Raw genomic sequence first — 22,318 nt, forward strand, 5'->3', positions numbered from 1 at the left:
AAGCGCGAATTTACCCGCGGTTAGGAGCTTGGAAGCCCCAGGGCCCGCAAAACTGGCGCCGCGGGGCAGGTGCGTGTAAGGGCCGCGCCCGTATCAAGACCATGAGCCCGTCCGCAACCCTTCCCGCGCTCCTCGCGCCCCGCGCCGCCGCCGCGCTGTTCGACCTGCCGCACGATGCCGAGCATTGCCGCATCGTCGTGGCGATGTCGGGCGGGGTCGATTCGTCGGTCGTCGCCGCGCTCGCGCATGCCAGCGGGGCCGAGGTGATCGGAGTGACCCTGCAGCTCTACGACTACGGCGCCGCCACGGGCCGCAAGGGCGCGTGCTGCGCGGGCGACGACATCCGCGATGCGCGCGCTGTGGCCGACCGACTGGGGATCGCGCACTATGTCTTCGATCACGAGAGCGCGTTTCGCGAGGACGTGGTCGATCGGTTCGCGGACGACTACCTCGCCGGGCGGACTCCTGTTCCCTGTATCCGCTGCAACATGGGACCCAAGTTCACCGACCTGCTGCGCATGGCGCGCGAGCTGGGCGCCGATTGCCTCGCGACGGGCCACTACGTCCGGCGCATCGTCGGGACGGCCGGACCGCAGCTGCACCGCGCCGTCGACCCGGCGCGCGACCAGTCCTATTTCCTTTACGGGACGACCGAGGCCCAGCTCGATTTCCTGCGGTTCCCGCTCGGCGCCCTGCCCAAGGCCGAGGTCCGCCAGCTTGCCGAGGCCGCCGGGCTGCGCAACGCGGCAAAGCCCGACAGCCAGGACATCTGTTTCGTGCCCGACGGCGACTACGCGAAGATCGTCACCAGGCTGCGCCCCGCAGGCGCGCGGCCGGGCGCGATCGTCCACGCTTTGACCGGGGAGCGGCTGGGCGAGCACAGGGGCGTGATCCATTTCACCGTCGGCCAACGCCGCGGGCTCGAGATCGGCGGACAGCCCGAACCGCTCTACGTCGTCGGAATCGATGCCGAAGCGGCAGAAGTGCGCGTTGGACCCAAGGCCCTCCTCGCGGTCGGGGCCGCGCGGCTGGTCGAGACCAACCGCATCGGCCCGGTCCCCGCAGGATCGGTGACGGCCAAGGTCCGCAGCCTCGCCAGGCCCGTGCCGGTCATGGTGGAGGGAGCGCTCGGAGACGGTGCGCCGGCCACGATCCGCTTCGAGGCGCCTGAATTCGGTGTCGCTCCGGGGCAGGCGGCGGTGCTCTATGCCGGCGAGCGGGTGATTGGCGGCGGTTGGATCGACGCGACCGAACCCGCCGTTCAGGCGTCCCAGGGGTCGAGCACGCAGCCGTAGCCCGGCTTCATTCGCGCGGTGTCGCTGACGATCAGCAGCCGGGCGGTCACCGACCTGTCGTCGTCGTCGGCCGACAGCGTGACGAGTTCCATCCCGGACAGTTTGTCCTTCGCGCAATCCTCGATATCGCGGCCCGCGACGAATCGGCACGAGCAGGCGACACGCGCGCTGTAGGCGGTGGCGGCGTTGGCATACCCGGTTGCCGCGGTCCCGAAAGCGAACCACAGCGCGAGCAGGGCAACGACCAGTGCGGCGAGCCAGAAGAGACCGCCGGTGCTTCGCCTGCCGCGTGCCGTCCTCTTTCCCGTTGCCAACCCGATTCCCTCCGTGCGAAGCCCCGCCGATGCGTCCCCTTATCGCCGCCGTCCTGCTGCTGCCACCCCTGCTGCCCGTGTTGACCGCGTGTTCGTCGCGCTCCGAAGCCCCGCCGCCGCTGACCGAAGAGGCGCTGGGCGCGGTCAAGCCGGATCCGGGCGCCCCGCCCGAGCAGATCGCGCGCGAGGTCGACGACCTGTTCGCGATCGACGACCTGGGCGAGACCCGTGCGGTCGTCGTCATGCACGCCGGATCGGTCGCGGCGGAGCGCTATGCGCCGGGTTACGGCCCGCAGACTCGCTTCGTCAGCTGGTCGATGGCCAAGACCGTGACCGCGACGATGATCGGGATGCTGATAGCCGACGGCCGTCTCACGCTCGACGAGCCGCCGCCGATCCCGCGCTGGCGGCGGCCGGGCGATCCGCGCGGGGAGATCACCCTGCGGCAACTGCTGCAGATGCGCAGCGGCCTGCGCCACACCGAATCGGGCGACGTACCTTACGAATCGAGCGAGGTGCGCATGCTCTTTCTCGACGGGCGCGACGACATGGCGACCTTCGCCGAAAGCCAGCCGCTCGAGGCCGAACCCGGCGCCTGGTTCGAGTATTCGAGCAACACCACGGTGATCCTCGCCGACATCGCCGCACGGGCACTGACGACCAGCACCGACCCCGACGCCCGGCGCAAGGCCATGGCCGATTACCTGCAGACGCGGCTATTCGGCCCGCTCGGAATGACCTCCATCGTGCCCGAGTTCGACCGGTCGGGAACTCTCGTCGGGGGCAGCCTGATGCATGCGACCGCGCGCGACTGGGCGCGGTTCGGCGAGTTCCTGCGCAACAAAGGCAGCTACCGCGGCACCCAGATCGTTCCGCGCCGGTGGGTCGAGTTCATGGCCACCCCGTCGCCCCGGCGCGGCAACTACGGGGCGCAGACCTGGCTCAATCGCGACCCGCCGGAGGGGGACGACCCGCTGTTTGCGGAGCGCGGACCGAAAAGCCTGTTCGCAATGATAGGCCACATGGGCCAGTATGTCCTCGTCGCGCCCGATCGGAGGCTGACCGTGGTCCGCCTCGGCCATTCCGACGCCGACGAGCGCGGCGTGCTGATGCCCCAGCTGGCCGACGTGATCGCGCTTTACCCCGGAAGGTAGAGCGCGCCCCTGGCGATCGTCACGCAGCGCCCCGTCAGCCACACCCGGTCCCCTTCGATCCGGCACTCGAGGTCTCCACCGCGCGCTGAGGCCTGGTGCGCGGTGAAGCGATCCCGGCCCAGGCGCGGTGCCCAGAACGGGGCCAGCGCGGCATGGGCCGAGCCGGTCACCGCATCCTCGCGCGCGCCCGGTCCGCCGACGAAGACCCGGCTGACCACGTCGGTCCGGTCGCCCGGCGCGGTGCAGATCAGCTGGTCGTTCGCACCCGCGGCGAGCGCGGCGACGTCTGGTGCGAGCGAGCGCACCGCGGCCTCGCTCGCGAACAGTAGAATGCGGTGGCGCGCGTTGCTGCACCATGCTTCCAGCGGCCGTGCGCCAAGCACGTGCGCCGCATCGCCCGGGTCGGCAGGCCGGGTACGGATTGCGGGAAGCGCCACCGCATAAGCTCCCGCGTCCCGCACCACTTCGATCGCGGTTCCGGCGCCAGTGCGGAATGCGGCCCTTTCCCCGCCTTCGGCCTCCAGCAGGACATGGCCGGCGGCCAGCGCGCCATGCCCGCAGAGCGCGATCTCGCCCGAAGGCGAGAACCAGCGGATCGCCCGGTCGGGCGCGACGAACGCGGTTGCCGGCAGTCCGTTCTCGGCGGCCACGGCCTGCAGAAGCCCCTCGTCCGGCCAGTCCTCCACCAGCACCACGGCGGCCGGGTTGCCGTCGAAGGGCCGCGCGGCAAAGGCATCGACGTGCCAGTAGCGCAGGCTCACGGCGTCGAATCGAGGCGCGAGAACTGGTCTTCCTCGACCAGCGGGTTGCCCGGCTCGTCGACGTGGCCGGCGGGATCGATATGGATCAGCAGTTCGACTCCGGGGAACCGGCGGCACAGGTCCTCTTCCACCTTGTCGATAACGTCGTGCGCCTCGCCTACGGTCATCTCGGCGGGCAGGTCGACATGGAACTGCACGAAATCGTGCGCGCCGGAGGAGCGGGTGCGCAGGTCGTGCAGGTTCGACAGCTCGGGATGCTCGGCCGCGGCCGCTACGAAGGCGAGCCGCTTGTCCTCGGGCCATTCGCGGTCGAGCAGCTGGTCGACCGCCTCGCTCGCCGCGCGCCACGCGCCCAGCAGCAGCCAGGCTGCGATAGCCAGCCCGAACAGCGGATCGGCCGCCGCGAAGCCCAGATACTGGTCGAGCACCAGCGCGGCGATTACGGCGAGGTTGAGGAAGAGGTCCGACTTGTAGTGCAAGGCGTCGGTGCGGATCGCGATGCTTCCGGTGCGCCGGATGACGTGGCGCTGCCAGGCGAGCAGCGCGAAGGTGGCCAGGATGGCCACGCCCGAGACAAGTATTCCTTCGCCTGCCGCCGTGGTTTCCGGCCCACCCGAAACGAGGCGGCTCAAGGCGCGGAATGCGATTGCCGCGGCCGAGATCGCGATCAGCATCACCTGGAAAATTGCCGCCAGGGCCTCGCCCTTGCCGTGGCCCCAGCGGTGCTCGGCATCGGCGGGCTGCGCGGCCCACCACACCCCCCACAGCGTCGCAAGGCTGGCGACGAGGTCGAGCGAGGTGTCGGCAAGGCTGCCGAGCATCGCGGTCGATCCGGTGCGCCAGGTCGCCCAGCCCTTCAGCACGCCGAGAAACAGCGCCATCGCGATCGAGGCAAGCGCCGCGCTGCGGGTAAGGTTGGCGCGGGTCGCGCGTGCGTCGCCCGTCATGGATAGAGCAGCGTGCTGGTCCAGCCGCCCCCTTGTGCCCGGGTGAACCGCCGCCGGTCGTGCAGCCGGCCCGGCCGGTCCAGCCAGAACTCGATCGCGGTGGGCGCCAGGGTGAACCCGGTCCAGTAGGGCGGGCGGGGCACTTCTCCTGCCGCCTTGCAGGCCGCCTCGATCGCTTCGACCCGGTCGATGTAGGTCTGCCGGTCTGCCAGCGGGCGCGACTGGTCGCTTGCCGCAGAACCGACCTGACTGACGAAGGCGCGCGAATGGAAATAGGCGTCGGCCGCCTCGGGCGACACCTCGGTCAGCGGTCCCTCGATGCGGACCTGCCGGCGCAGACTTTTCCAGTGAAACAGCAGCGCGACCTGCGGATTGGCGAGGATTTCCCCGCCCTTGCGGCTTTGCGCGTTGGTGTAGAAGGTAAAGCCGCCCCACGGTCCCAGGTGGGTGCCCCATTCCTTGAGCAGAACCATCCGCACCGACGGCGCACCCCCCGGCGTCGCGGTGGCGAGCGCCATTGCGTTGGGATCGTTGGGCTCGCTTTCCCGGGCCTCGGCGTACCAGTGACCGAACAGGGCCAGCGGGTCGCCTTCGGGCAGTGCGGAACGTGCGTCGTTCATCGGGCGACGTCCCGTCCGCAGGCGGCGCGTGTCACACTTGTCACACAGTCATGGCAAAGGAAAACGGGGCGACGCCGGATGCCGGCCTTGCGCTGCACGAGACGGTCGAAGGAACGAGCCATGGCGCGCTCCTAACCCGCGCGCGAGGTGTAGGAAAGTCTCGCTGCTTGCAGGAGGCGGGCGTGTCACCTAGCTAACACGCCATGGCCGATCCCTACGCAACCCTAGGCGTCCCCAGGTCCGCGAGCGAGAAGGACATCAAGTCCGCCTATCGCAAGCTCGCCAAGGAGCTGCATCCCGATCGCAACAAGGACAACCCCAGGGCGGCGGAGCGCTTTTCCGAGGTGACGCGCGCCTACGACCTGCTGTCGGACGCGGGCAAGCGCGCCGCGTTCGACCGCGGCGAGATCGACGCGGAGGGCAATCCTGCCAATCCCTTCGCCGGGATGGGGCGCGGCGGCTTCGGCGGCGGGGGCTTCCGGCCCGAGGACCTGCGCGGCGAAAATCCGTTCCGGGGCGGCGGCTTCGCAGGCGAGGCCGACGGAGTCGACCTCGGCGATCTCTTCGAGGGCCTCTTCGGAGGCGGAGGCGCGCGGTCGGCGCGCGGCGGTGGCCCCTTCGGAGGCATGGGCGGCGGCTTTGCGGGCCAACAGCGCCGCCCGCCCCCGCCGCAGAAGGGCGGCGACATCGCCTACAAGCTGCGCGTGCCCTTCGTCGACGCGGCCGCCCGCAAGGACCAGCGCATCACGCTGGCCGACGGCAAGACGATCGACCTCAAGCTGCCTGCCGGCCTCGAGGACGGCACCCAGATGCGTCTCAAGGGCAAGGGCCAGCAGGGTCCCGGGGGTGCAGGAGACGGGATCGTCACCATATCGGTCGACCGCCACCCGTTCTTCCGGCGCGACGGCAGCGACGTGCGGCTCGACCTGCCGATCACGCTGGCGGAGGCGGTCCACGGCGCCAAGGTCAAGGTTCCCACAGTCGACGGTCCGGTCATGCTGACAATCAAGCCGGGCACCAGCGGCGGCACGGTGATGCGGCTTGGCGGGAGGGGCTTTTCGAAGAAGGACGGCAAGCGCGGCGACCAGCTGGTGACGCTCGAGATCGACCTGCCCGGTGACGTCACGGAACTGGCCAAGCGGCTCGAAGGTTGGCAGGACGACCGCAACCCGCGCAGCAAGCTCGGCGTCTAGGCCCGTCCGGCGTCGCGGCCCCGCGCGGCAGGCCGCTACCGAAAGGGCTGCATGAGCGAAAAACTGGTTCCTGACGTGCCCGAGCGCGAGTTGCACACCCTCTCGCCCGAGGAGCGTCGCAGGGACGCGCTCAGGCACCGCCCGGGTTTCCGCAGCGAGGTCATCAGCCGCGTGGGACCGGGTACCAAGGCCTGGGAAGTCGCCAAGCGGGTGGCGATCGGCGCCTACAACGACGGCTTCATCCACGCCGGCAACCTCGCCTACATGGCGATCATCGCGATATTCCCCTTCTTCATTCTCGGCGCCGCGGTGTTCAGCTTCATCGGCGACGAGGGCGAACGTGCGGCGAGCGTGAACGCGGTGCTCTATGCCCTGCCGCCGATGGTCGGCAACGTGATCGAACCGGTCGCCCGCAACGTGGTCGAGGCGCGCACGGGATGGGTATTGTGGCTCGGCGGGCTGGTCGGCCTGTGGACCGTGTCGAGCCTGGTCGAGACGATCCGCGACATCCTGCGCCGCGCCTACGGCACGCCGGCGACGCACGCGTTCTGGAAGTACCGGCTGTGGTCGGCGGGCATCATCTTCGGCGCGGTCGTCCTCCTGATGCTGAGCCTGCTCGCGCAGGTCGTCATCGGCGCCGCGCAGGAAGTGATCGACGCCTACATCCCCCAGCTCAGCAACGCGATCGGCGAACTGCGGCTGTCGCGCATCGTCCCCGCACTGGGCCTGTTCGCGTCGCTCTATCTGCTGTTCTACACGCTCACCCCCAAGGCCTATCGCAAGCGGCGCTATCCCAAATGGCCCGGCGCGCTGGCGACGACGCTGTGGTGGCTCGCGGTCACCGCGGCGCTGCCGCCCGCGATCCGCAGCTTCTTCAGCTACGACCTGACTTACGGCAGCCTTGCCGGGATCATGATCGCGCTTTTCTTTTTCTACCTCGTCGGATTAGGGATGGTGATCGGGGCCGAGCTCAACGCCGCGCTCGCCGAAACGCCCGAGGAGGCCGAAAACCGCATCGGGCAGGCGGACGACCGGCGGCGGGCTGCGGCCCGGTCGCGCGAGAGCATCGAGGCCCAGAAGGCCGAATACGAGGGAATCGAATGAGCAAGCTGATGGCGGGGAAGCGGGGCCTGATCATGGGTCTTGCCAACGACAAATCGCTGGCGTGGGGGATCGCGAAGAAGCTTGCCGAGCATGGCGCCGAACTCGCGTTTTCGTACCAGGGCGAGGCGCTGGGCAAGCGCGTGATCCCGCTGGCCGACCAGCTCGGCAGCGATTTCTGCTTCGAATGCGACGTATCCGACATGGCCGCGCTCGACGCGGCGTTCGACCGGCTCAGGGAGCGCTGGGACACGCTCGACTTCGTGGTCCACGCGATCGGGTTCTCCGACAAGAACGAGCTGCGCGGGAAGTACCTCGACACCAGTCTCGAGAACTTCCTGATGACGATGAATATTTCCGCCTACAGCCTAGTCGCGGTGGCCAAGCGGGCATCGGCGATGATGGCGAAGGGCGGGTCGATCCTCACGTTGAGCTATTACGGCGCGGAAAAGGTCGTGCCGCATTACAACGTGATGGGCGTCGCCAAGGCCGCTCTGGAGACGAGCGTGCAGTACCTCGCCAACGATCTCGGCCCCGACGGGATCCGGGTCAACGCGATCAGCGCGGGGCCGATCAAGACGCTGGCGGCGAGCGGGATCGGCGACTTCCGCTACATCCTCAAGTGGAACGAGCTGAATGCCCCGCTGCGCCGCAACGTGACCATCGAGGATGTCGGCGGTTCGGGCCTCTATTTCCTGTCGGACCTGTCGAGCGGGGTGACCGGGGAGGTCCACCACGTCGACGCGGGCTACCACGTCGTCGGCATGAAGCAGGAAGACGCGCCCGACATCGCGCTGGGATGACCGGGCGCGTCGGCGCTCAGTTGTTCTGCAGCGCGACGATGACCGGGGTGGTCAGCAGCGGGACGATCTGCAGGATGTCCTTGAAGATGCGGCGCTGGCGGCTTTCACCGACGATCACGGTGTCGTTGGCATAGACCTGCGGGTCGGGGTAGTTGCCCCGGCGGATCGCGGCGAGGTTGTAGAGCCCGGCATAGCGCTGATCGCCCACGGTGCGCAGGATCACCACGTCATCGGCCTTGGCGAACTCGTCGAGGCCTTTCGCCAGTGCGACCGACCGCATCAGCGTCATGTTGCCCGTGACCGGATAGACGCCCGGCTGCTTGACCTGTCCGTCGACGGTGACGACTTGGCTGATCGCCTCAGTAACGTTCACGGTCACCTGCGGGTCGCGGACGTAGTTGGCACGAAGGCGCTGGGCGATGATCGCGGCAACCTCATCGGGCGACTTGCCCGCCGCATCGATCGATCCGGCGAGCGGGAACGAGATGCGCCCCGCCGAATCGGCCACGACCTCGCGCGGCTCCATGCCCTCGATCCCGAACACGCCGATCTGCAGCTTGTCATACGGACCGATCGCGTAAGGCTGCCCGGCGGGCACGCCGGCGCCCGCCGCGGGGGCGGGCATCGTATCGACTACCTGAGTCATGCCGGTCGATCCGAGATCACCTCCCGACGGACCGTAACTGCACGCCGACAGGGCGATCGCCGGCACGAGCGCGGCAACGAAGCGATGGAAGAACTTGGGCATCATGGACGTAAGTGAACTCGCTGCAGGCCGGTTCGGTCTCGATGGTCCGGCGCCGTGGATCGTTGCGGCCAAATCGCCGTTTTGCGCATCCGGGTCAACCGGTTGTCGCCCGGACGCCGGCACGGTCCCTAGGATGCCCGGGTTGCGCTCGCCTGAACCAGCGTATAGGAACCTCGCCGAGCAGTCCTCCTGCAGAAATACCATTGAAATCGCTGGATTTTTCTTTGCCCTCTGACAACCCGGTCCTCCTTCTGAGCCCGCGCCGCTTCGGCGACGCCCGCGGATGGTTCATGGAAACCTACAACGAGCGCGCGCTGGCCGAGGCGGGGTTCGACCGGCCGTTCGTGCAGGACAACCTCTCGCTGTCCCGGCCGACCGGCACCCTGCGCGGGCTGCATTTCCAGAGCCCTCCCCGCGGCCAGGACAAGCTCGTGCGCTGCGCCCGCGGGCGAATCCTCGACGTCGCGGTCGACCTGCGGCGTGGCTCACCGACCTATGGCAGGTGGGTCGGCGCGGAGCTGTCGGCCGATAACGGCCGCCAGCTGCTGATCCCGGTCGGCTTCGGACACGGCTTCGTGACCCTCGAGCCCGATTGCGAGGTCGCCTACAAGTGCACCGACTTCTACGCTCCCGAATGCGACGGCGGCGTGCGGTGGGACGATCCCGAGATCGGCATCGACTGGCCGCTGCCCAGCGGCGGCGCGCCGGTGCTGTCCGACAAGGACCGGGTCCAGCCGCTGCTTTCGGATTTCGATTCACCCTTCGATTACGACGGCCGGCCGCTGCTGCCGCTCGGCCCCGACAGCTTCGGAAACCCCTGACATGCGCGTGTTCATCACCGGCGGCGCCGGCTTCATCGGCTCGGCGCTCGCGCGCCACCTGATCGACCACAGCGACGCCGAGATCTGCGTCTACGACAAGCTGACCTATGCCGGCACGATGACCGCGCTCGAGCCGGTCTCGGCCAGCAACCGGTTCTCGTTCGTGCAGGGCGACATCTGCGACCGCGAGGCGGTGCGCGCGGCGATCGGGCAGTTCCGGCCCGACGTGATCACCCACCTGGCAGCCGAAAGCCATGTCGACCGCTCGCTCGACGGGCCGGGCGAGTTCATCCGCACGAACCTTGTCGGCACTTACGAGATGCTCGATGCCGCGCTCGCCTACTGGCGCGGGCTGGATGGCTCGGCGAAGGACGATTTCCGCTTTCACCACATCAGCACCGACGAGGTGTTCGGCTCGCTCGGCGAGGAGGGCCTGTTCACCGAGGACACGCCATACGACCCGCGCTCGCCGTACTCGGCCTCGAAGGCGGGTTCGGACCACCTTGCCAGCGCGTGGCACCACAGCTTCGGGCTGCCGGTGCTGATCACGAACTGCTCGAACAACTACGGCCCGTTCCACTTTCCCGAGAAACTGATCCCGCTGATGATCGCCAAGGCGCTCGCGGGCGAGGGCCTGCCGGTCTACGGCGAGGGCAGCAACGTGCGCGACTGGCTTTACGTCGAGGACCATGCCCGCGCGCTGCGCGCGGTGTTCGAGCGGGGGGAGCCGGGGCGCAGCTACAACATCGGCGGCAACTGCGAGCGGCGCAACCTGCAGGTGGTCGAGGCGATCTGCGACGCGCTCGACCGGAAACGCCCGCGCGCCGACGGCAAGTCGTACCGCGAGCAGATCACGTTCGTGCCCGATCGCCCGGGCCACGACGCGCGCTACGCGATCGATGCGAGCCGCATCCGCGACGAACTTGGCTGGGAGCCGGCCGAAACCTTCGAGAGCGGGCTTGCCAAGACGATCGACTGGTATCTTTCGAACGAGGACTGGTGGAAAACGCTGATCGCCGAGCGCGGCGCCGACAAGCGCCGCGGACTCGGCTGACCTCCACCGCAGCACGGGATAAGAAGAGCACATGAAGGGCATCATTCTTGCCGGCGGATCGGGCACCCGGCTCCATCCCGCCACCCTGGCGGTCAACAAGCAGCTGCTGCCGATCTACGACAAGCCGATGATCTACTATCCGCTGTCGGTGCTGATGCTGGCCGGCATCCGCGAGATCCTGATCATCTCGAGCCCGGAATTCCTCGACAACTACCGTCACCTCCTGGGCGACGGGTCCGAATACGGAATCTCGATCGAATACGCCGTGCAGCCCCGGCCCGAGGGGCTCGCCCAGGCGTTCACCATCGGCCGCGAATTCATCGGCGGCGATCCCGTCGCGCTGATCCTGGGCGACAACATCTTTTTCGGCAGCGGCCTCACCGCGCTGCTCGCCAACGCGGTGGCGCGCACGAAGGGCGCTTCGGTCTTCAGCTATCTCGTCGACGATCCGCAGCGCTACGGCGTGGTCGAACTCGACGCCGACGGCCGGGCGCTGTCGATCGAGGAGAAGCCCGCAAATCCGAAATCCCGCTACGCGGTGACGGGTCTCTACTTCTACGACAACGACGTGGTCGATATCGCCGCGAACCTGGCGCCCTCGGCGCGCGGCGAGTACGAGATCACCGACGTGAACCGCGTCTATCTCGAGCGCGGCGACCTTTACGTCGAGAAGATGTCGCGCGGGTTCGCGTGGCTCGATACCGGTACCCACGAGACGCTGCTCGAGGCATCCGAGTTCGTGCACACGATCCAGAAGCGCCAGTCGAGCCAGGTCGCCTGTCTCGAGGAGATCGCCTTCCTCAAGGGCTTCATCGGCATCGAGCAGGTAAGACGGCGCGCCGAGCTGTTCGCCAAGACCGGCTACGGGCGGTACCTGCTCGATTTCGCCCGCGACCATTCCTGACCGACAGGCGGAGCGGACGTCCCCGCGATGAGCACCGCGCTGCGCCACCGGACCGACATCGACGGGCTGCGCGCGGTCGCGATCCTGCCGATCCTGCTGTTCCACGCGGGGGTATCGGCGCTCGCCGGCGGGTTCGTCGGAGTCGACATCTTCTTCGTCATCTCGGGGTTCCTGATCACCTCGATCATCGTGCGCGAGATCGACGGCGGGAGGTTCCGGCTGGTCGATTTCTATCGCCGGCGCGTGGTGCGCATCTTCCCCGCCCTGTTCGTGGTGTGCGCGCTTTCGGTGGGGTGGGGCGCGTGGCGGTTGCTGCCGGGCGAGTTCGAGCGGCTCGCGCACAGCACGATGGCGGCGCTGGCGTTCGCCTCGAACATCCATTTCTGGCTGGTCGCGGACTATTTCGCGCCCGAGGCAGAGCTGATGCCGCTCCTGCACACCTGGTCGCTGGGCGTGGAAGAGCAATTCTACATCTTTTTCCCGCTGGCGATGCTGGTGGCGGCCCGGGTCGCGCGCCGCTGGCTGCTCCCCCTGCTCGCCCTCGCCGCCCTCCTTTCGTTCGCCGGGGGCTGGATCGTGGCGCTGCAATCGCCCGTCGCGGCGTTCTACCTTCTCCCCGTGCGAGCGTGGGAACTGCTCGCCGGATCGCTGGTCGCGGTGTCGGGCATAGCGGCCGGCAGGCCCGCGCCCGGTACACGATGGAACGCGCTGCGCGAGGGCGCCGCGCTGGCGGGTGCGCTGCTCCTCGTCGCGGCGATCCTGTTCGTGCGCGACGGGCCCGCGTTCCCAATGCCCGAGGCGCTGGTTCCCACGCTCGGCGCGGCGCTGGTGATCGGCTTCGGCGAGGGCACGCTCGTCGGCCGGGCGTTGTCGCTCGGCGTGATGCGTTACATCGGGCGAATCTCGTACTCCACGTACCTGTGGCACTGGCCGCTCATCGCATTCTGGCGGATCGAGACCGGCATCGAACTGGGCGCGGCCGAGACGGTGGGCCTTGTCGCTGCATCGCTGGCCGCCGGCGGGATATCGTACCACGCGGTCGAAAAGCCGTTAATGGACCGCTACCGCACGCGCGGCTCGTCCGCGAGGATCGTCGGGGTGGGCGTCGCCGGCCTCGCCGCAGGCGTCGCGGTGGCCGCAGCGCTCCTCGTTTCCGCGCCGCACTGGCGCCGGATCGATCCGCAGGTCGAGCGGATCGCCGCCTACGACAACTATATCGAGACCCCCGAATACCAGTACCAGTTCCGCCGAGGCCCCTGCTTTCGCGGCGAGGCACAGGCCGACATCCCTTTCGAACCGGAGCGGTGTGTCGCCCTGCGCGACGACAGGCCGAACGTGGTCGTGCTGGGCGACAGCTACGCCGCGCAGTACTGGCGGGCGGTGGCGCTGGCGCTGCCCGACGCCAACGTCATGCAGGCGACCGCGTCGGGCTGCCGCCCGCTGGTGGGAACCGGCGGGGACGTGCGATGCCGCGAAGTGGTCGACCATGTCCTTGGGCCTCTGCTCGCCACCGGCAGGATCGACGCGGTCGTGCTTGCCGGGCGCTGGTTGCCGGAGGATCTCCCCGCCGTCGCGCCGACCATCGCGCACGTCCGCGCCGCGGGAGCGCGCGTCGTTTTCATGGGGGGCACGGTCGAATACCAGGGCACGTTCCCAGCCATCCTGGCGCGGGCGCTCAAGCGCGGCGACCTGGCGCTCGTCGATCGCTGGCGGGTGAGCGACGCCGTTGAATGGGACCGCTCTCTCGAGCGCACCGTCCGGCCGACCGGCGCGCTCTACGTTTCGCCCCTGCGGGTCATCTGCGCGCCGGAATGCCGCCTGACCGCCCCCGGCGGCGCGCCGATGCAGTTCGACTACGGCCACCTCACCCTGCCTGGTGCCCGTTACGTGGTCGCCAGGAGCCGGATCGACCAAATCGTCTCGCAGTAAATCCCGCCAAACTAACCAGTTAACGGGCATCGTCGCTCCGACGACTTGCCCCCTTCTGCCGATGGACCGAGGCCTGCGCGCCTAGCCCCGTCCCCCTGCCTTCGATATGTCCGGCACCAAGCAGATGACACGAGGAATGATGAACCGCGAGGGGCTCGAAAGCCGGACCAGCGCTATATTCGAGCGCTTGTGGTCTCCATACGACGAGGATCGGTTCCGCGAGTCCGTCGCCCTGTTCCGCCGGCGCCTGGAGGCGGTGGGCTTCGATACCGGTTTCTTCCAGGGCAAGAGGGTGCTCGATGCGGGCTGCGGCGGGGGGCGCAACACGATTGCCATGGCCGGCCTCGGTGCGGCCGACGCCATCGGCATCGACATCGGCGCTGCCGGGATCGAGGATGCCCGTCGCCGCGCCCGCGGTATGGGCAACGCCCGGTTCGAGGTCGCCTCGATCCTCGACATCCCGTTCGAGAGCGACAGCTTCGACCTGGTCTGGTGCGCCGGCGTGCTGATGATCACCGCCGACGAGAACGCGGCGTTGGAGGAACTGACGCGCGTGCTGAAACCGGGAGGCTTGCTCTACCTGCTTGTCTACGCCGACGAGGGCCTGCGCTGGCCGCTCATCAATGCGCTGCGCCCCATCGCTGCGGCGATCGGGCACGACCGGATGCTCGAGGTGATGGAAGCGGCGGGAACGAGCGCCGGCAAGCAGCGTACCTTCCTCGACGACCTCTACTGCCCCAAGCTCGACTTCTACAACTGGCCCCGTCTGCGGGGCATGCTTGAGAAGCGCGGATACGGGAATATCGACCGCTGGCCGAGGTCCGCGCGGCTCGACCACGAACACGGATTGGCCGAATACAGAAATGACATGGACGAACTTCGCAAGGTCTTCGTGCACGGCCGCGGTCGCGACACCGCACGCGCATCCCTGTTCCAGTGCGGCGAGGACCTTGTGACCGCGGCGATCGGCACCGTGCGCTGGTTCGAGAACGCCGCCGCGAGCGGGCTGATGCCGGTGGACCAGGCGATGGACACGGTCATCGGGCAGGGCCACCACCGGGTGCTCGCGCGACTGGGAGACAATGCGTGAACGATCTTGCGGTCTGCGACATCTCGCGCGCCACGGGCGCGCTGTTCGGCGAACTGTGGGGCCCCTACGACGAGAAGCTGTTCGAGGAATCGGTCGCCCTGTTCACCCGGCGCCTCGAGCTGTCCGGGATGGGAACCGAATTCCTGAAAGGCGCACGCGCGCTCGATGCCGGCTGCGGCGGGGGACGCAACGCGATCGCCATGGCCCGGCTCGGCGCATCGCAGGTGCACGGGATCGATATCGGGGAAAGGGGCATCGAAGACGCCCGCGTGCGCGCGGCCGGGCTGGACAACGTCACTTTTCAGGTGGCCTCGCTCACCGACATTCCCTTTCCCGACGCGCATTTCGACGTGGTCTGGTGCGCCGGCGTGCTGATGCACACGGCGGACGAATCGCGCGTGCTCGCCGAACTCGCGCGCGTGCTGAGGCCGGGCGGAATGATCTATTTCCTCGTCTATGCCACCGGCGGGATGCGCTGGCCGCTGATCAAGCTGTTGCGGCCGCTGGCCGGCGCGATCGGCAAGGACCTCATCGACGAGGCCATGACGCTTGCGGCAGCGCCCGCCAACAAGCGTCGGACGTTCCTCGACGACCTCTTCGTCCCCAAGTTCGATTTCTTTGAATGGAACCGGCTCGTTGCCGACCTGTCGGACGCGGGCTTCACCGCGTTCGAGCGCTGGCCCGCCGCCGCCCGGCTCGACCACGAACACGATCTGGCGGCCTACCGCGCCGATCTTGCCGCGCTGTACGAAATCCTCGCGGCCGGGGCCGATCACGGCCTCCACCCGTTGTTCGCCCGGGCAGCGGAGTTGACCGCGGAAGTCTTGTCGGCCATCGGCTGGTTCATCGAACAGGTAGCAACCGGACGGATGGACGAAACCGAGGCGATGGACCGTGTAATCGGCCAGGGACACCATCGACTGACCGCGCGGCGCGCGGGCTGACCGGGCACCATGTGCGGCATTTCGGGGCTTGCCGGCGGCACGATCGACCGCGCGCGCATCGGGGCGATGGTCGAGGTCCAGCACCACCGCGGACCTGACGGTTCGGGCGTCTACCTCGACCCTGCGCGCCGCGCCGCGCTGGGGCACAACCGCCTTTCGATCATCGACCTCAGCGACGCCGGGCTGCAGCCGATGGCCGACGCGTCGGGCCGACGCTGGCTGGCTTTCAACGGCGAAGTCTACAACTTCGTGGAGCTGCGCGAGGAACTCTCCGGCTATCCGTTCACCAGTGCGAGCGATTCGGAAGTCATCCTCGCGGCCTACGACCGCTGGGGCCCTGCCTGCGTCGAGCGGTTCATCGGCATGTTCGCATTCGCGATCTGGGACGAGGCCGAAGGCACGCTGTTCTGCGCCCGCGACAGGCTCGGCATCAAGCCGTTCCATTACGCGCAGCTGGGAGAGACGTTCGCCTTCTCCTCGGAGATCAAGGCCCTGATCGCTGCGGGAATGGCCCCGCGCGCGGATCTCGATACCTGGGGGGCCTATCTCGAGCACGGGCTCTACGACCATGGCGAGGCGACGTTCTTCGTCGGCGTCAGGACGCTGCCTCCCGGCCACACGCTGACATGGCGCTTCGGCAAGACGACAATCGCGCCCTACTGGCAGCTTGCGCAGGCTGCCGGAGCGCCGCTTTCGCTTACCGATGACGAGGCGCTCGAGCGGCTCGACGCGCTGATCACCGACGCGGTGCGGCTGCGGCTGCGCAGCGACGTGCCGCTCGGCGTGAACCTGTCGGGCGGGCTCGATTCCTCCCTGCTGTTCGCGTTCGTCGACCAGGCAGAGGGCGCCGCCGCCGATCTCAACTGCTTCACCGCCGGGTTCGACGACCCGAAATACGACGAGGCCCAGTTCGCGGAAGGCCTGCCCCGGCGCCGCCACTGGACCCAGCACATCGAGCGCCTGGGCGCCGAACAGGCCTGGAGTCTGATCGATCCGCTGACGCGCCACGAGGAGGCCCCGTTCGGCGGCATCGCGACGCTTGCCTATTACAACCTGCACCGCCGCATCCGCGAAGAAGGTGTGACCGTCGTGCTCGAGGGCCAGGGCGTCGACGAACTGTTCGCCGGCTATGCCTATTACCGCCAGCCCGCCGCAGCGGGGGTGTACCAGGACGGCAGCCGTTTCCTGCGGCCCGAAACGCTGGCCCCTGCCTTGCGCGACCGAACGCCGGAGCCCGAATCCGCCGCACCGTTTCCAGGCACGCTCGCCAACCGGCTCTACCGCGACGTACGCCACGCCAAGCTGCCGCGCGTGCTGCGCATGAACGACCGGCTGTCGATGGCGCACAGCCGCGAGCTGCGCGTGCCCTTCCTCGATCACCGGGTCGTCGAGCTCGCCTTTCGTCTCGACGACGACAAGAAACTGCGCGGCGACGAGGGCAAGGCGATCATGCGCCGGCTGCTCGACCGCAAGCTCGAGGGGAGTTACGGCAGCACGCCCAAGCGCGCGGTGGTCACCCCCCAGCGCGAATGGATCCGCGGTCCCTTGCGCGAAAAGATCGGCGATCTCATCGCCAGCCAGTCGTTCCGCACCAACGGGTTCTTCGATCCGGCCGAGGTCGACCGCGCATTCGCCGAATACTGCGCAGGCGATGGAGACAACGCCTTCTTCATCTGGCAATGGATCAACGTCGACGCCTGGCTCCGCGCCTTTCGACCCGCGGTCTGACCGGCAACCCCGACGCCCCAGGCCCTCCCGGGCCGCATCCGGATAAAGCTGACCTCCCTCCCGCCATGCCGACAATCGCCATAGCCCTGCCAAACGCCGTGACGATCCGCGACGTGGTCCACACCGGTACCCTGCGCGAGCTGCTGTCGATCCCCGACGCGCGGATCCAGATCTACACCCAGAACCCCGGTATGCCCGAATTCGCCGCGCTCGCCGCGTCCGGGCAGGTCGAACTGAAGCCGCTGCCCGAACCCGCACCGGGCCGGCTCGAAAAGCTGCTGCGGCATGTCTACCCGCTCCTCTTCTACGACCGGTTCGTCTACCTGCAGAAAGTGCTGCAACACCGTCCGTCGCGGATCGTGATGGCACGCGGGCTCAGTCTCGTCCGGCGCACGCTGGGCAACCGCCGCGCGGTCCGCTGGTTCGGGAAACTGCTGCTGGCCGCCGTCCCGCGGAGCCGCGCGCACGTCATCGAGGGGCGTCCCGACCTGGTCATCGGCACCCGCTCGCTGGTCGCCTCGCTCGAATTCCCGTTCATCTGCGAGGCGGTCAATCGTGGCCTGCCGTTGATGACGGTAGCGAGCAGCTGGGACAATTTCACGACCAAGGGCTTCCTGCCCTTTCCGGTCGAGAAAACCGTCGTGTGGAACCGCAAGATGGCCGACGAGCTGGTCGACCTGTTCGGCGTGGACGAGCAGGAGATCGTCGTCGCCGGGTATCCGCGCCAGGCGCTGCTGCGCGATACCGGCGCGTTCACCGATCCGGCCGGCTACCTCGCGCATCTGGGCATGGAGGGGTACGGCCGCTTCGTGCTCTACAGCGCCTCTTACGGCGAACTGACCCGCACCCGGCCTGACGAGACCCCGCGCGAGTTCATCCTGCTGCGGCAGGTGGCCGAAAGCCTGTTGCCCACCCTGCCCGCCGACACCTGCCTGGTAATCCGCCTCCATCCCTACAGCCGCGACGACGACGAGCGCTTCTTCGACGGAATGGACCGGGTAAAGGTCTTCGTGCCCGGCCGCAGCGACGCCTATGTCGAACGGGTGATGGGCGAGAGCGACGAGCAGCACCTCGCCGCGCAGATCGGCCTTGCCGCCTGCGTCGTCTCGATGGCCTCGACGATCACGATCGATGCGCTTTCCGTCGGCAAGCCTGTCCTCAATGTCGCTTTCGAGCCTGACGGCAAGGGCGACGCGATCTGCCGTTTCTACGAGTACAATCACTTCGCCGACCTGCTGCGGATAGCCAAACCGCCGCTCGCGCGGTCGCCCGAGGACGTGATCGCCTTCGTTCGGGGCTATCTTGGCGGAGAAACCGTTCCCGATATCGATCACGCCGGTTTCGAGGCGATGTACGTGCCCGCTAACTCGGCTGCATATCCGCGCGTGCTGCGCGAGACGGTGGAGCAGATCCTGGCGCGGGACCGCTGACCGCGTCCGGGCACCCGACCGCGTCCGTGATCGGCGTGGTCGGCGTAAACTCGCTCACCAGCTTTCGCAGGACCTCGTAGGCCTCGGCCACCTCGCCTGCCGCGACCGCCGTCTCGAGCTCGCCGAGAAGCGGCTCGAGTTCGTCCCATCCGAGAAAGGGCTCATGGCAGCGAAGGATGCGCTCGTGTTTGGTGGGCGAGGTATCGCCGCCTATCAGCAGCTCCTCGTATAGCTTCTCGCCCGGCCGCAGACCGTCGATGCGGATCTCGATGTCGCCCGCCGGATTGTCGGCATCGCGCACCGTGCGGCCCGACAGCACGATGATCGTCCGCGCCAGATCGTAGATCCGCACGGGTTCGCCCATGTCGAGCACGAACACGTCGCCGCCCTTCGCCATCGCGCCTGCCTGCAGGACGAGCTGCGCAGCCTCCGGAATCGACATGAAGTAGCGGGTGATGTCGGCGTGGGTCAGGGTGACGGGTCCGCCCTCCTCGATCTGTCGTCGGAACAGGGGGACGACCGAACCGCTCGATCCCAGCACGTTGCCGAACCGTACCATCGAGAACCGCGTGCCAGGAAATTCCCGGTCGAACGCCTGCATGACCATTTCCGCGCAGCGCTTGGAGGCGCCCATCACGTTGGTCGGCCGCACCGCCTTGTCGGTGCTGATGAGCACGAAATCGCGCACCCCCGCTCTCGCCGCTTCCTCGGCCACGGTGCGGGTGCCGATCACGTTGTTGCCCAGCCCCTGGAGCAGGTTTGCCTCGACCAGCGGCACGTGCTTGTAGGCCGCGGCGTGGAACACGGTGTCGACCTGCCAGCGGGCGAAGATCTGCGCGATCCGCCCGGCATCAGTGACCGATGCGAGGAGCGGGACCGGCGTGGTCCGGGACGGGTCCTGCCTCGCCAGGTCACCCAGCTCGCGATCGATGCTGTAGAGGTTGAATTCGGAATGATCGAGCAGCAACAGCGTCGCCGGATCGCCGGCGGCGATGTGGCGCGCCAGCTCGCTGCCGATCGAGCCTCCGGCGCCGGTGACGAGGACCGTCTTGCCACGGATCAGCTTGTGCAGGAGGGCTTCGTCGGGCGGGACAGGGGCGCGGCCCAGCACGTCGGAAATGTCGAGTTCCTTGAGATCTCCGACCGAGATCTTCCCGCGCGCGATGTCGGTCAGGCTCGGCAGCGTGCGGACGTGCAGGCCCAGCGTCTTCAGGTCGGCGATGATCTCGCTCCGGCGCTGGGTGCTCGCCGAAGGGATTGCCAGAAGCACTCCATCGACCCGCAGCCGGTTGACCAGGCCGCCGATGCCGTCGGGGCCGTGGATCGTTACCCCCTCGAGAATCGACCCCGCCAGCGTGCGGTCGTCGTCGACGAACCCCACGAGTTTCATGTCGCGCGCATTCTGGAGGGTGGCGGCCAGCTCGCGGCCCGCGTTGCCGGCGCCGTATATCAGCACCCGCTCGATCTCCTGCCCGCTCCATAGCGCCGTGTAGCTCTCGGCGAAGTAGAGGCGAACCGCGAGCCGCGAGGCACCGATGAATACGAACAGCAGGATCGGCTGAATCAGGCCGACCGTACGCGGTGTGCCGGAGATCCCGTAGAGGGTGTAGATTGCAGCGAAGATCACCCCGTAGAGCGCGACGGCGCGGATGATGGTCTGCATCGCGTGCGATCCGGCGAAGCGGAAGATCGCGCGGTAGAGTCCGAAACTCACGAAGATCGGCAGGCCGATCGCCACCGAAGCGAATATCGGGTGGAGCGGATCGCGCAGCGGATCCGGCCAGTAACCGAGGCGGAGGTAATAGGCGAGCCAAACGGTAAAGGCACACGCTGCCGCGTCGATCGACAGGGCAATCAGCCGCTTCATCGGGCGCGGGATGTCGAGGATTCGCTGCGAAAACGTGCGCCGCGATGGCGCCGGGTCGTAGCGCGAATTCACCGCCTCAGGCTCCCCGCCTGCTGGCTGCGTCGCCCCGTCCCGAACCCAGTGCGGTCCGCACGAGGATGCCGAGGTCCGAAGACAAGGTCGAGTCCCGAAAATACTGCGCCTCGGTTTCGGCGAGCAGGACGGGTGTCGACATGTCGATGCCGGCAACCTGCCCGGGCCCCGTCACCCCTGGCCGCAGCGCGAACAGCCCGCGGCGCTCGCGCTCGGCGATCAGTTCGGCCTGCTCCGGCAGGCAGGGACGCGGGCCGACAAAACTCATCGTGCCGTTGATGATGTTGATGAGCTGGGGCAGTTCGTCGAGCTTGAGGCGGCGAAGCACCGCGCCCAGCCGGGTCACGCGCATTTCGCCCACTTCGTGCGAGGCGACGTGCGGCGTGTCGCGGAACATCGTGCGGATCTTGAACAGGCGGAACGGCTTCCTGCCGCGGCCGACGCGCCGCTGGACGAGCAGCGGGGCGCCCGGCGTCTCGACCCGCACCGCGATGAGGAGCGCGACGACCGCGGGCAGCGCAAGCACGGCCGCAGGGATGGCCAGCGCAAGTTCGCACGCGCGCCTAAAGGGGGATGGAGTTCGCATGGGCTTTTCGATAGGCCGCGGCTTCTAGATATGCCTGCACGACAAGACAATAGACAGGCCGGGTCCGCCCGTCCGGCCGGCGTGGCGGGCCCGCTCGTCCTTGTGGGAGGGGACAGCCGTGCCGCCGCGGCGATCGCGGCGCGCAGCAGCAGCCGGAAAGTCGTCCTGATCGCCCGCCGCGACGGCCCCGGCGAACGCGTCCTGATCTCCGACTACCGGAAGATCCCCGACGGCGCGGCGCTGGCCAACGCGACGGTCATCAACTGCGTCGGGACCGACCGGGGAGACCCCGAGGACCTCGCCGCGCTCAACGTCGAGGTCCCGATCGCCTGGGCAGGGGCGGCGGAAGCGGCCGGCGCGCGCCAGTTCATCCAGATCTCGAGCTTCTCGGTCTATGGCCGCCGCGCGGCGATCGGGTCCGACACTCCTCCCGCGCCGGAAAGCGGCTATGGCATGTCGAAGCGCGATGCGGAGACGGCGCTGGAGGGAACCGGCGCAATGGCGACGAGCATCCTGCGGGTGCCGATCCTCGTTTCACCGGCAGGCGCAGCGGGCGAACCGGACAAGCTCGCTCGCCTCGCGAGCCTTTCGGCGCGCATCCGAGCGGTCCCGGCACCGCGGGCCCGCGTGGAGCGGTCGATGATCTCCTACGACGCGATGGCGCGGGCGGTCGAATTGCTCGAGGCCGAACCGCGTCCGCTGGCAATCGCGGCCGATCCGCAGCCATTCACGTATGACCTCCTCGCCGAGGTCGCGCGCGAAGCGGGACTGGCTGTGGCCCGCGTGCCGGTACCGCAGGTCGCGGTCCGCCTGCTCGCCGGAGTATCGCCCGGCCTCGCCGACCGCCTGTTCGCGTCGAGCGTGCTCGCGGCGGAGGCCAACCTGCTGGCCGGTCAGGAGGGCTTCGTGCCGCTGCGCGAGGTCATCGCCTCGCACTTCGCCGCGCGCCGTTAGCGC

21 protein-coding genes are annotated in these 22,318 nt (G+C 68.4%); 14 read left to right on the forward strand and 7 right to left on the reverse strand.

What is annotated here, in order from left to right; translation table 11 throughout:
• Positions 1-101 precede the first annotated feature (101 nt).
• Positions 102-1,295, forward strand: coding sequence for a tRNA 2-thiouridine(34) synthase MnmA (gene mnmA / locus ACPV3N_RS08180; protein WP_440116490.1), 1,194 nt, complete (start codon positions 102-104; stop codon positions 1,293-1,295).
• Here mnmA and ACPV3N_RS08185 read toward each other — a convergent pair.
• On the reverse strand, positions 1,262-1,609 hold the full coding sequence (locus ACPV3N_RS08185; protein ID WP_440116492.1) for a hypothetical protein: 348 nt from the start codon (positions 1,607-1,609) through the stop codon (positions 1,262-1,264). The genes mnmA and ACPV3N_RS08185 overlap by 34 nt on opposite strands.
• A gap of 29 nt (positions 1,610-1,638) precedes the next feature.
• Here ACPV3N_RS08185 and ACPV3N_RS08190 point away from each other — a divergent pair, with 29 nt between their 5' ends.
• Positions 1,639-2,763, forward strand: coding sequence for a serine hydrolase domain-containing protein (locus ACPV3N_RS08190; RefSeq protein ID WP_440116493.1), 1,125 nt, complete (start codon positions 1,639-1,641; stop codon positions 2,761-2,763).
• On the opposite strand, the gene ACPV3N_RS08195 is transcribed toward ACPV3N_RS08190, so the two are convergent.
• The 3 genes from ACPV3N_RS08195 to pdxH are packed head-to-tail and all read right to left on the reverse strand — an operon-like array spanning position 2,748 to position 5,091.
• Positions 2,748-3,524 (reverse strand): PhzF family phenazine biosynthesis protein, encoded by a 777-nt coding sequence (locus ACPV3N_RS08195; RefSeq protein ID WP_440116495.1) that lies wholly within the window; start codon positions 3,522-3,524, stop codon positions 2,748-2,750. The genes ACPV3N_RS08190 and ACPV3N_RS08195 overlap by 16 nt on opposite strands.
• Positions 3,521-4,471 (reverse strand): cation diffusion facilitator family transporter, encoded by a 951-nt coding sequence (locus ACPV3N_RS08200; protein ID WP_440116497.1) that lies wholly within the window; start codon positions 4,469-4,471, stop codon positions 3,521-3,523. The genes ACPV3N_RS08195 and ACPV3N_RS08200 overlap by 4 nt, the downstream gene beginning before the upstream one ends.
• Entirely contained in the window at positions 4,468-5,091 is a 624-nt protein-coding gene (gene pdxH, locus ACPV3N_RS08205; protein ID WP_440116499.1) for a pyridoxamine 5'-phosphate oxidase, read from the reverse strand. Before pdxH ends, ACPV3N_RS08200 begins: the two co-directional genes overlap by 4 nt.
• Positions 5,092-5,294: 203 nt before the next feature.
• On the opposite strand from pdxH, the gene ACPV3N_RS08210 reads away from it, so the two are divergent.
• The 3 genes from ACPV3N_RS08210 to fabI are packed head-to-tail and all read left to right on the forward strand — an operon-like array spanning position 5,295 to position 8,188.
• Positions 5,295-6,284: a DnaJ C-terminal domain-containing protein gene (locus tag ACPV3N_RS08210; RefSeq protein WP_440116501.1), complete on the forward strand. Its 990-nt coding sequence runs from the start codon at positions 5,295-5,297 to the stop codon at positions 6,282-6,284.
• A gap of 51 nt (positions 6,285-6,335) precedes the next feature.
• Positions 6,336-7,388 (forward strand): YihY/virulence factor BrkB family protein, encoded by a 1,053-nt coding sequence (locus tag ACPV3N_RS08215; protein WP_440116503.1) that lies wholly within the window; start codon positions 6,336-6,338, stop codon positions 7,386-7,388.
• Positions 7,385-8,188, forward strand: a complete 804-nt coding sequence (fabI, locus tag ACPV3N_RS08220; RefSeq protein ID WP_440116505.1) for an enoyl-ACP reductase FabI — start codon at positions 7,385-7,387, stop codon at positions 8,186-8,188. Before ACPV3N_RS08215 ends, fabI begins: the two co-directional genes overlap by 4 nt.
• Before the next feature lie 16 nt (positions 8,189-8,204).
• Here the strand turns inward: fabI and ACPV3N_RS08225 are convergent, their stop codons facing one another.
• Positions 8,205-8,936: a polysaccharide biosynthesis/export family protein gene (locus ACPV3N_RS08225; RefSeq protein WP_440116507.1), complete on the reverse strand. Its 732-nt coding sequence runs from the start codon at positions 8,934-8,936 to the stop codon at positions 8,205-8,207.
• Between the two features lie 224 nt (positions 8,937-9,160).
• Here ACPV3N_RS08225 and rfbC point away from each other — a divergent pair, with 224 nt between their 5' ends.
• From rfbC to ACPV3N_RS08265, 8 genes are all read left to right on the forward strand, one after another.
• The gene (gene rfbC, locus ACPV3N_RS08230) at positions 9,161-9,757 is read left to right on the forward strand and encodes a dTDP-4-dehydrorhamnose 3,5-epimerase (RefSeq protein WP_440116509.1); all 597 of its coding nucleotides are present in this window, start codon (positions 9,161-9,163) and stop codon (positions 9,755-9,757) included.
• A 1-nt stretch (position 9,758) separates the two neighbouring features.
• Positions 9,759-10,811, forward strand: coding sequence for a dTDP-glucose 4,6-dehydratase (rfbB, locus tag ACPV3N_RS08235; protein ID WP_440116511.1), 1,053 nt, complete (start codon positions 9,759-9,761; stop codon positions 10,809-10,811).
• 31 nt (positions 10,812-10,842) lie between these two features.
• Positions 10,843-11,715 (forward strand): glucose-1-phosphate thymidylyltransferase RfbA, encoded by an 873-nt coding sequence (rfbA, locus tag ACPV3N_RS08240; protein WP_440116513.1) that lies wholly within the window; start codon positions 10,843-10,845, stop codon positions 11,713-11,715.
• Between the two features lie 27 nt (positions 11,716-11,742).
• Positions 11,743-13,644, forward strand: a complete 1,902-nt coding sequence (locus ACPV3N_RS08245) for an acyltransferase family protein (RefSeq protein ID WP_440116515.1) — start codon at positions 11,743-11,745, stop codon at positions 13,642-13,644.
• 106 nt (positions 13,645-13,750) lie between these two features.
• Positions 13,751-14,734, forward strand: a complete 984-nt coding sequence (locus ACPV3N_RS08250; protein WP_440116517.1) for a class I SAM-dependent methyltransferase — start codon at positions 13,751-13,753, stop codon at positions 14,732-14,734.
• Positions 14,731-15,678, forward strand: a complete 948-nt coding sequence (locus ACPV3N_RS08255; protein ID WP_440116519.1) for a class I SAM-dependent methyltransferase — start codon at positions 14,731-14,733, stop codon at positions 15,676-15,678. The genes ACPV3N_RS08250 and ACPV3N_RS08255 overlap by 4 nt, the downstream gene beginning before the upstream one ends.
• 9 nt (positions 15,679-15,687) lie before the next feature.
• Positions 15,688-17,406: an asparagine synthase (glutamine-hydrolyzing) gene (gene asnB / locus ACPV3N_RS08260; RefSeq protein WP_440116521.1), complete on the forward strand. Its 1,719-nt coding sequence runs from the start codon at positions 15,688-15,690 to the stop codon at positions 17,404-17,406.
• 65 nt (positions 17,407-17,471) lie between these two features.
• Positions 17,472-18,836: a CDP-glycerol glycerophosphotransferase family protein gene (locus ACPV3N_RS08265; RefSeq protein ID WP_440116523.1), complete on the forward strand. Its 1,365-nt coding sequence runs from the start codon at positions 17,472-17,474 to the stop codon at positions 18,834-18,836.
• On the opposite strand, the gene ACPV3N_RS08270 is transcribed toward ACPV3N_RS08265, so the two are convergent.
• Together ACPV3N_RS08270 and ACPV3N_RS08275 are read right to left on the reverse strand one after the other, a co-directional pair.
• Positions 18,769-20,775 (reverse strand): polysaccharide biosynthesis protein, encoded by a 2,007-nt coding sequence (locus tag ACPV3N_RS08270; RefSeq protein ID WP_440116525.1) that lies wholly within the window; start codon positions 20,773-20,775, stop codon positions 18,769-18,771. The two genes, ACPV3N_RS08265 and ACPV3N_RS08270, sit on opposite strands and share 68 nt — an antisense overlap.
• A gap of 4 nt (positions 20,776-20,779) precedes the next feature.
• Positions 20,780-21,361: a sugar transferase gene (locus ACPV3N_RS08275; protein ID WP_440116527.1), complete on the reverse strand. Its 582-nt coding sequence runs from the start codon at positions 21,359-21,361 to the stop codon at positions 20,780-20,782.
• Positions 21,362-21,442: 81 nt separating this feature from the next.
• On the opposite strand from ACPV3N_RS08275, the gene ACPV3N_RS08280 reads away from it, so the two are divergent.
• Positions 21,443-22,315, forward strand: a complete 873-nt coding sequence (locus tag ACPV3N_RS08280) for an NAD-dependent epimerase/dehydratase family protein (protein ID WP_440116529.1) — start codon at positions 21,443-21,445, stop codon at positions 22,313-22,315.
• The last annotated feature ends 3 nt before the right edge of the window (positions 22,316-22,318 follow it).

Source organism: Tsuneonella sediminis (assembly GCF_051912845.1).
GTDB lineage: Bacteria > Pseudomonadota > Alphaproteobacteria > Sphingomonadales > Sphingomonadaceae > Tsuneonella > Tsuneonella sediminis.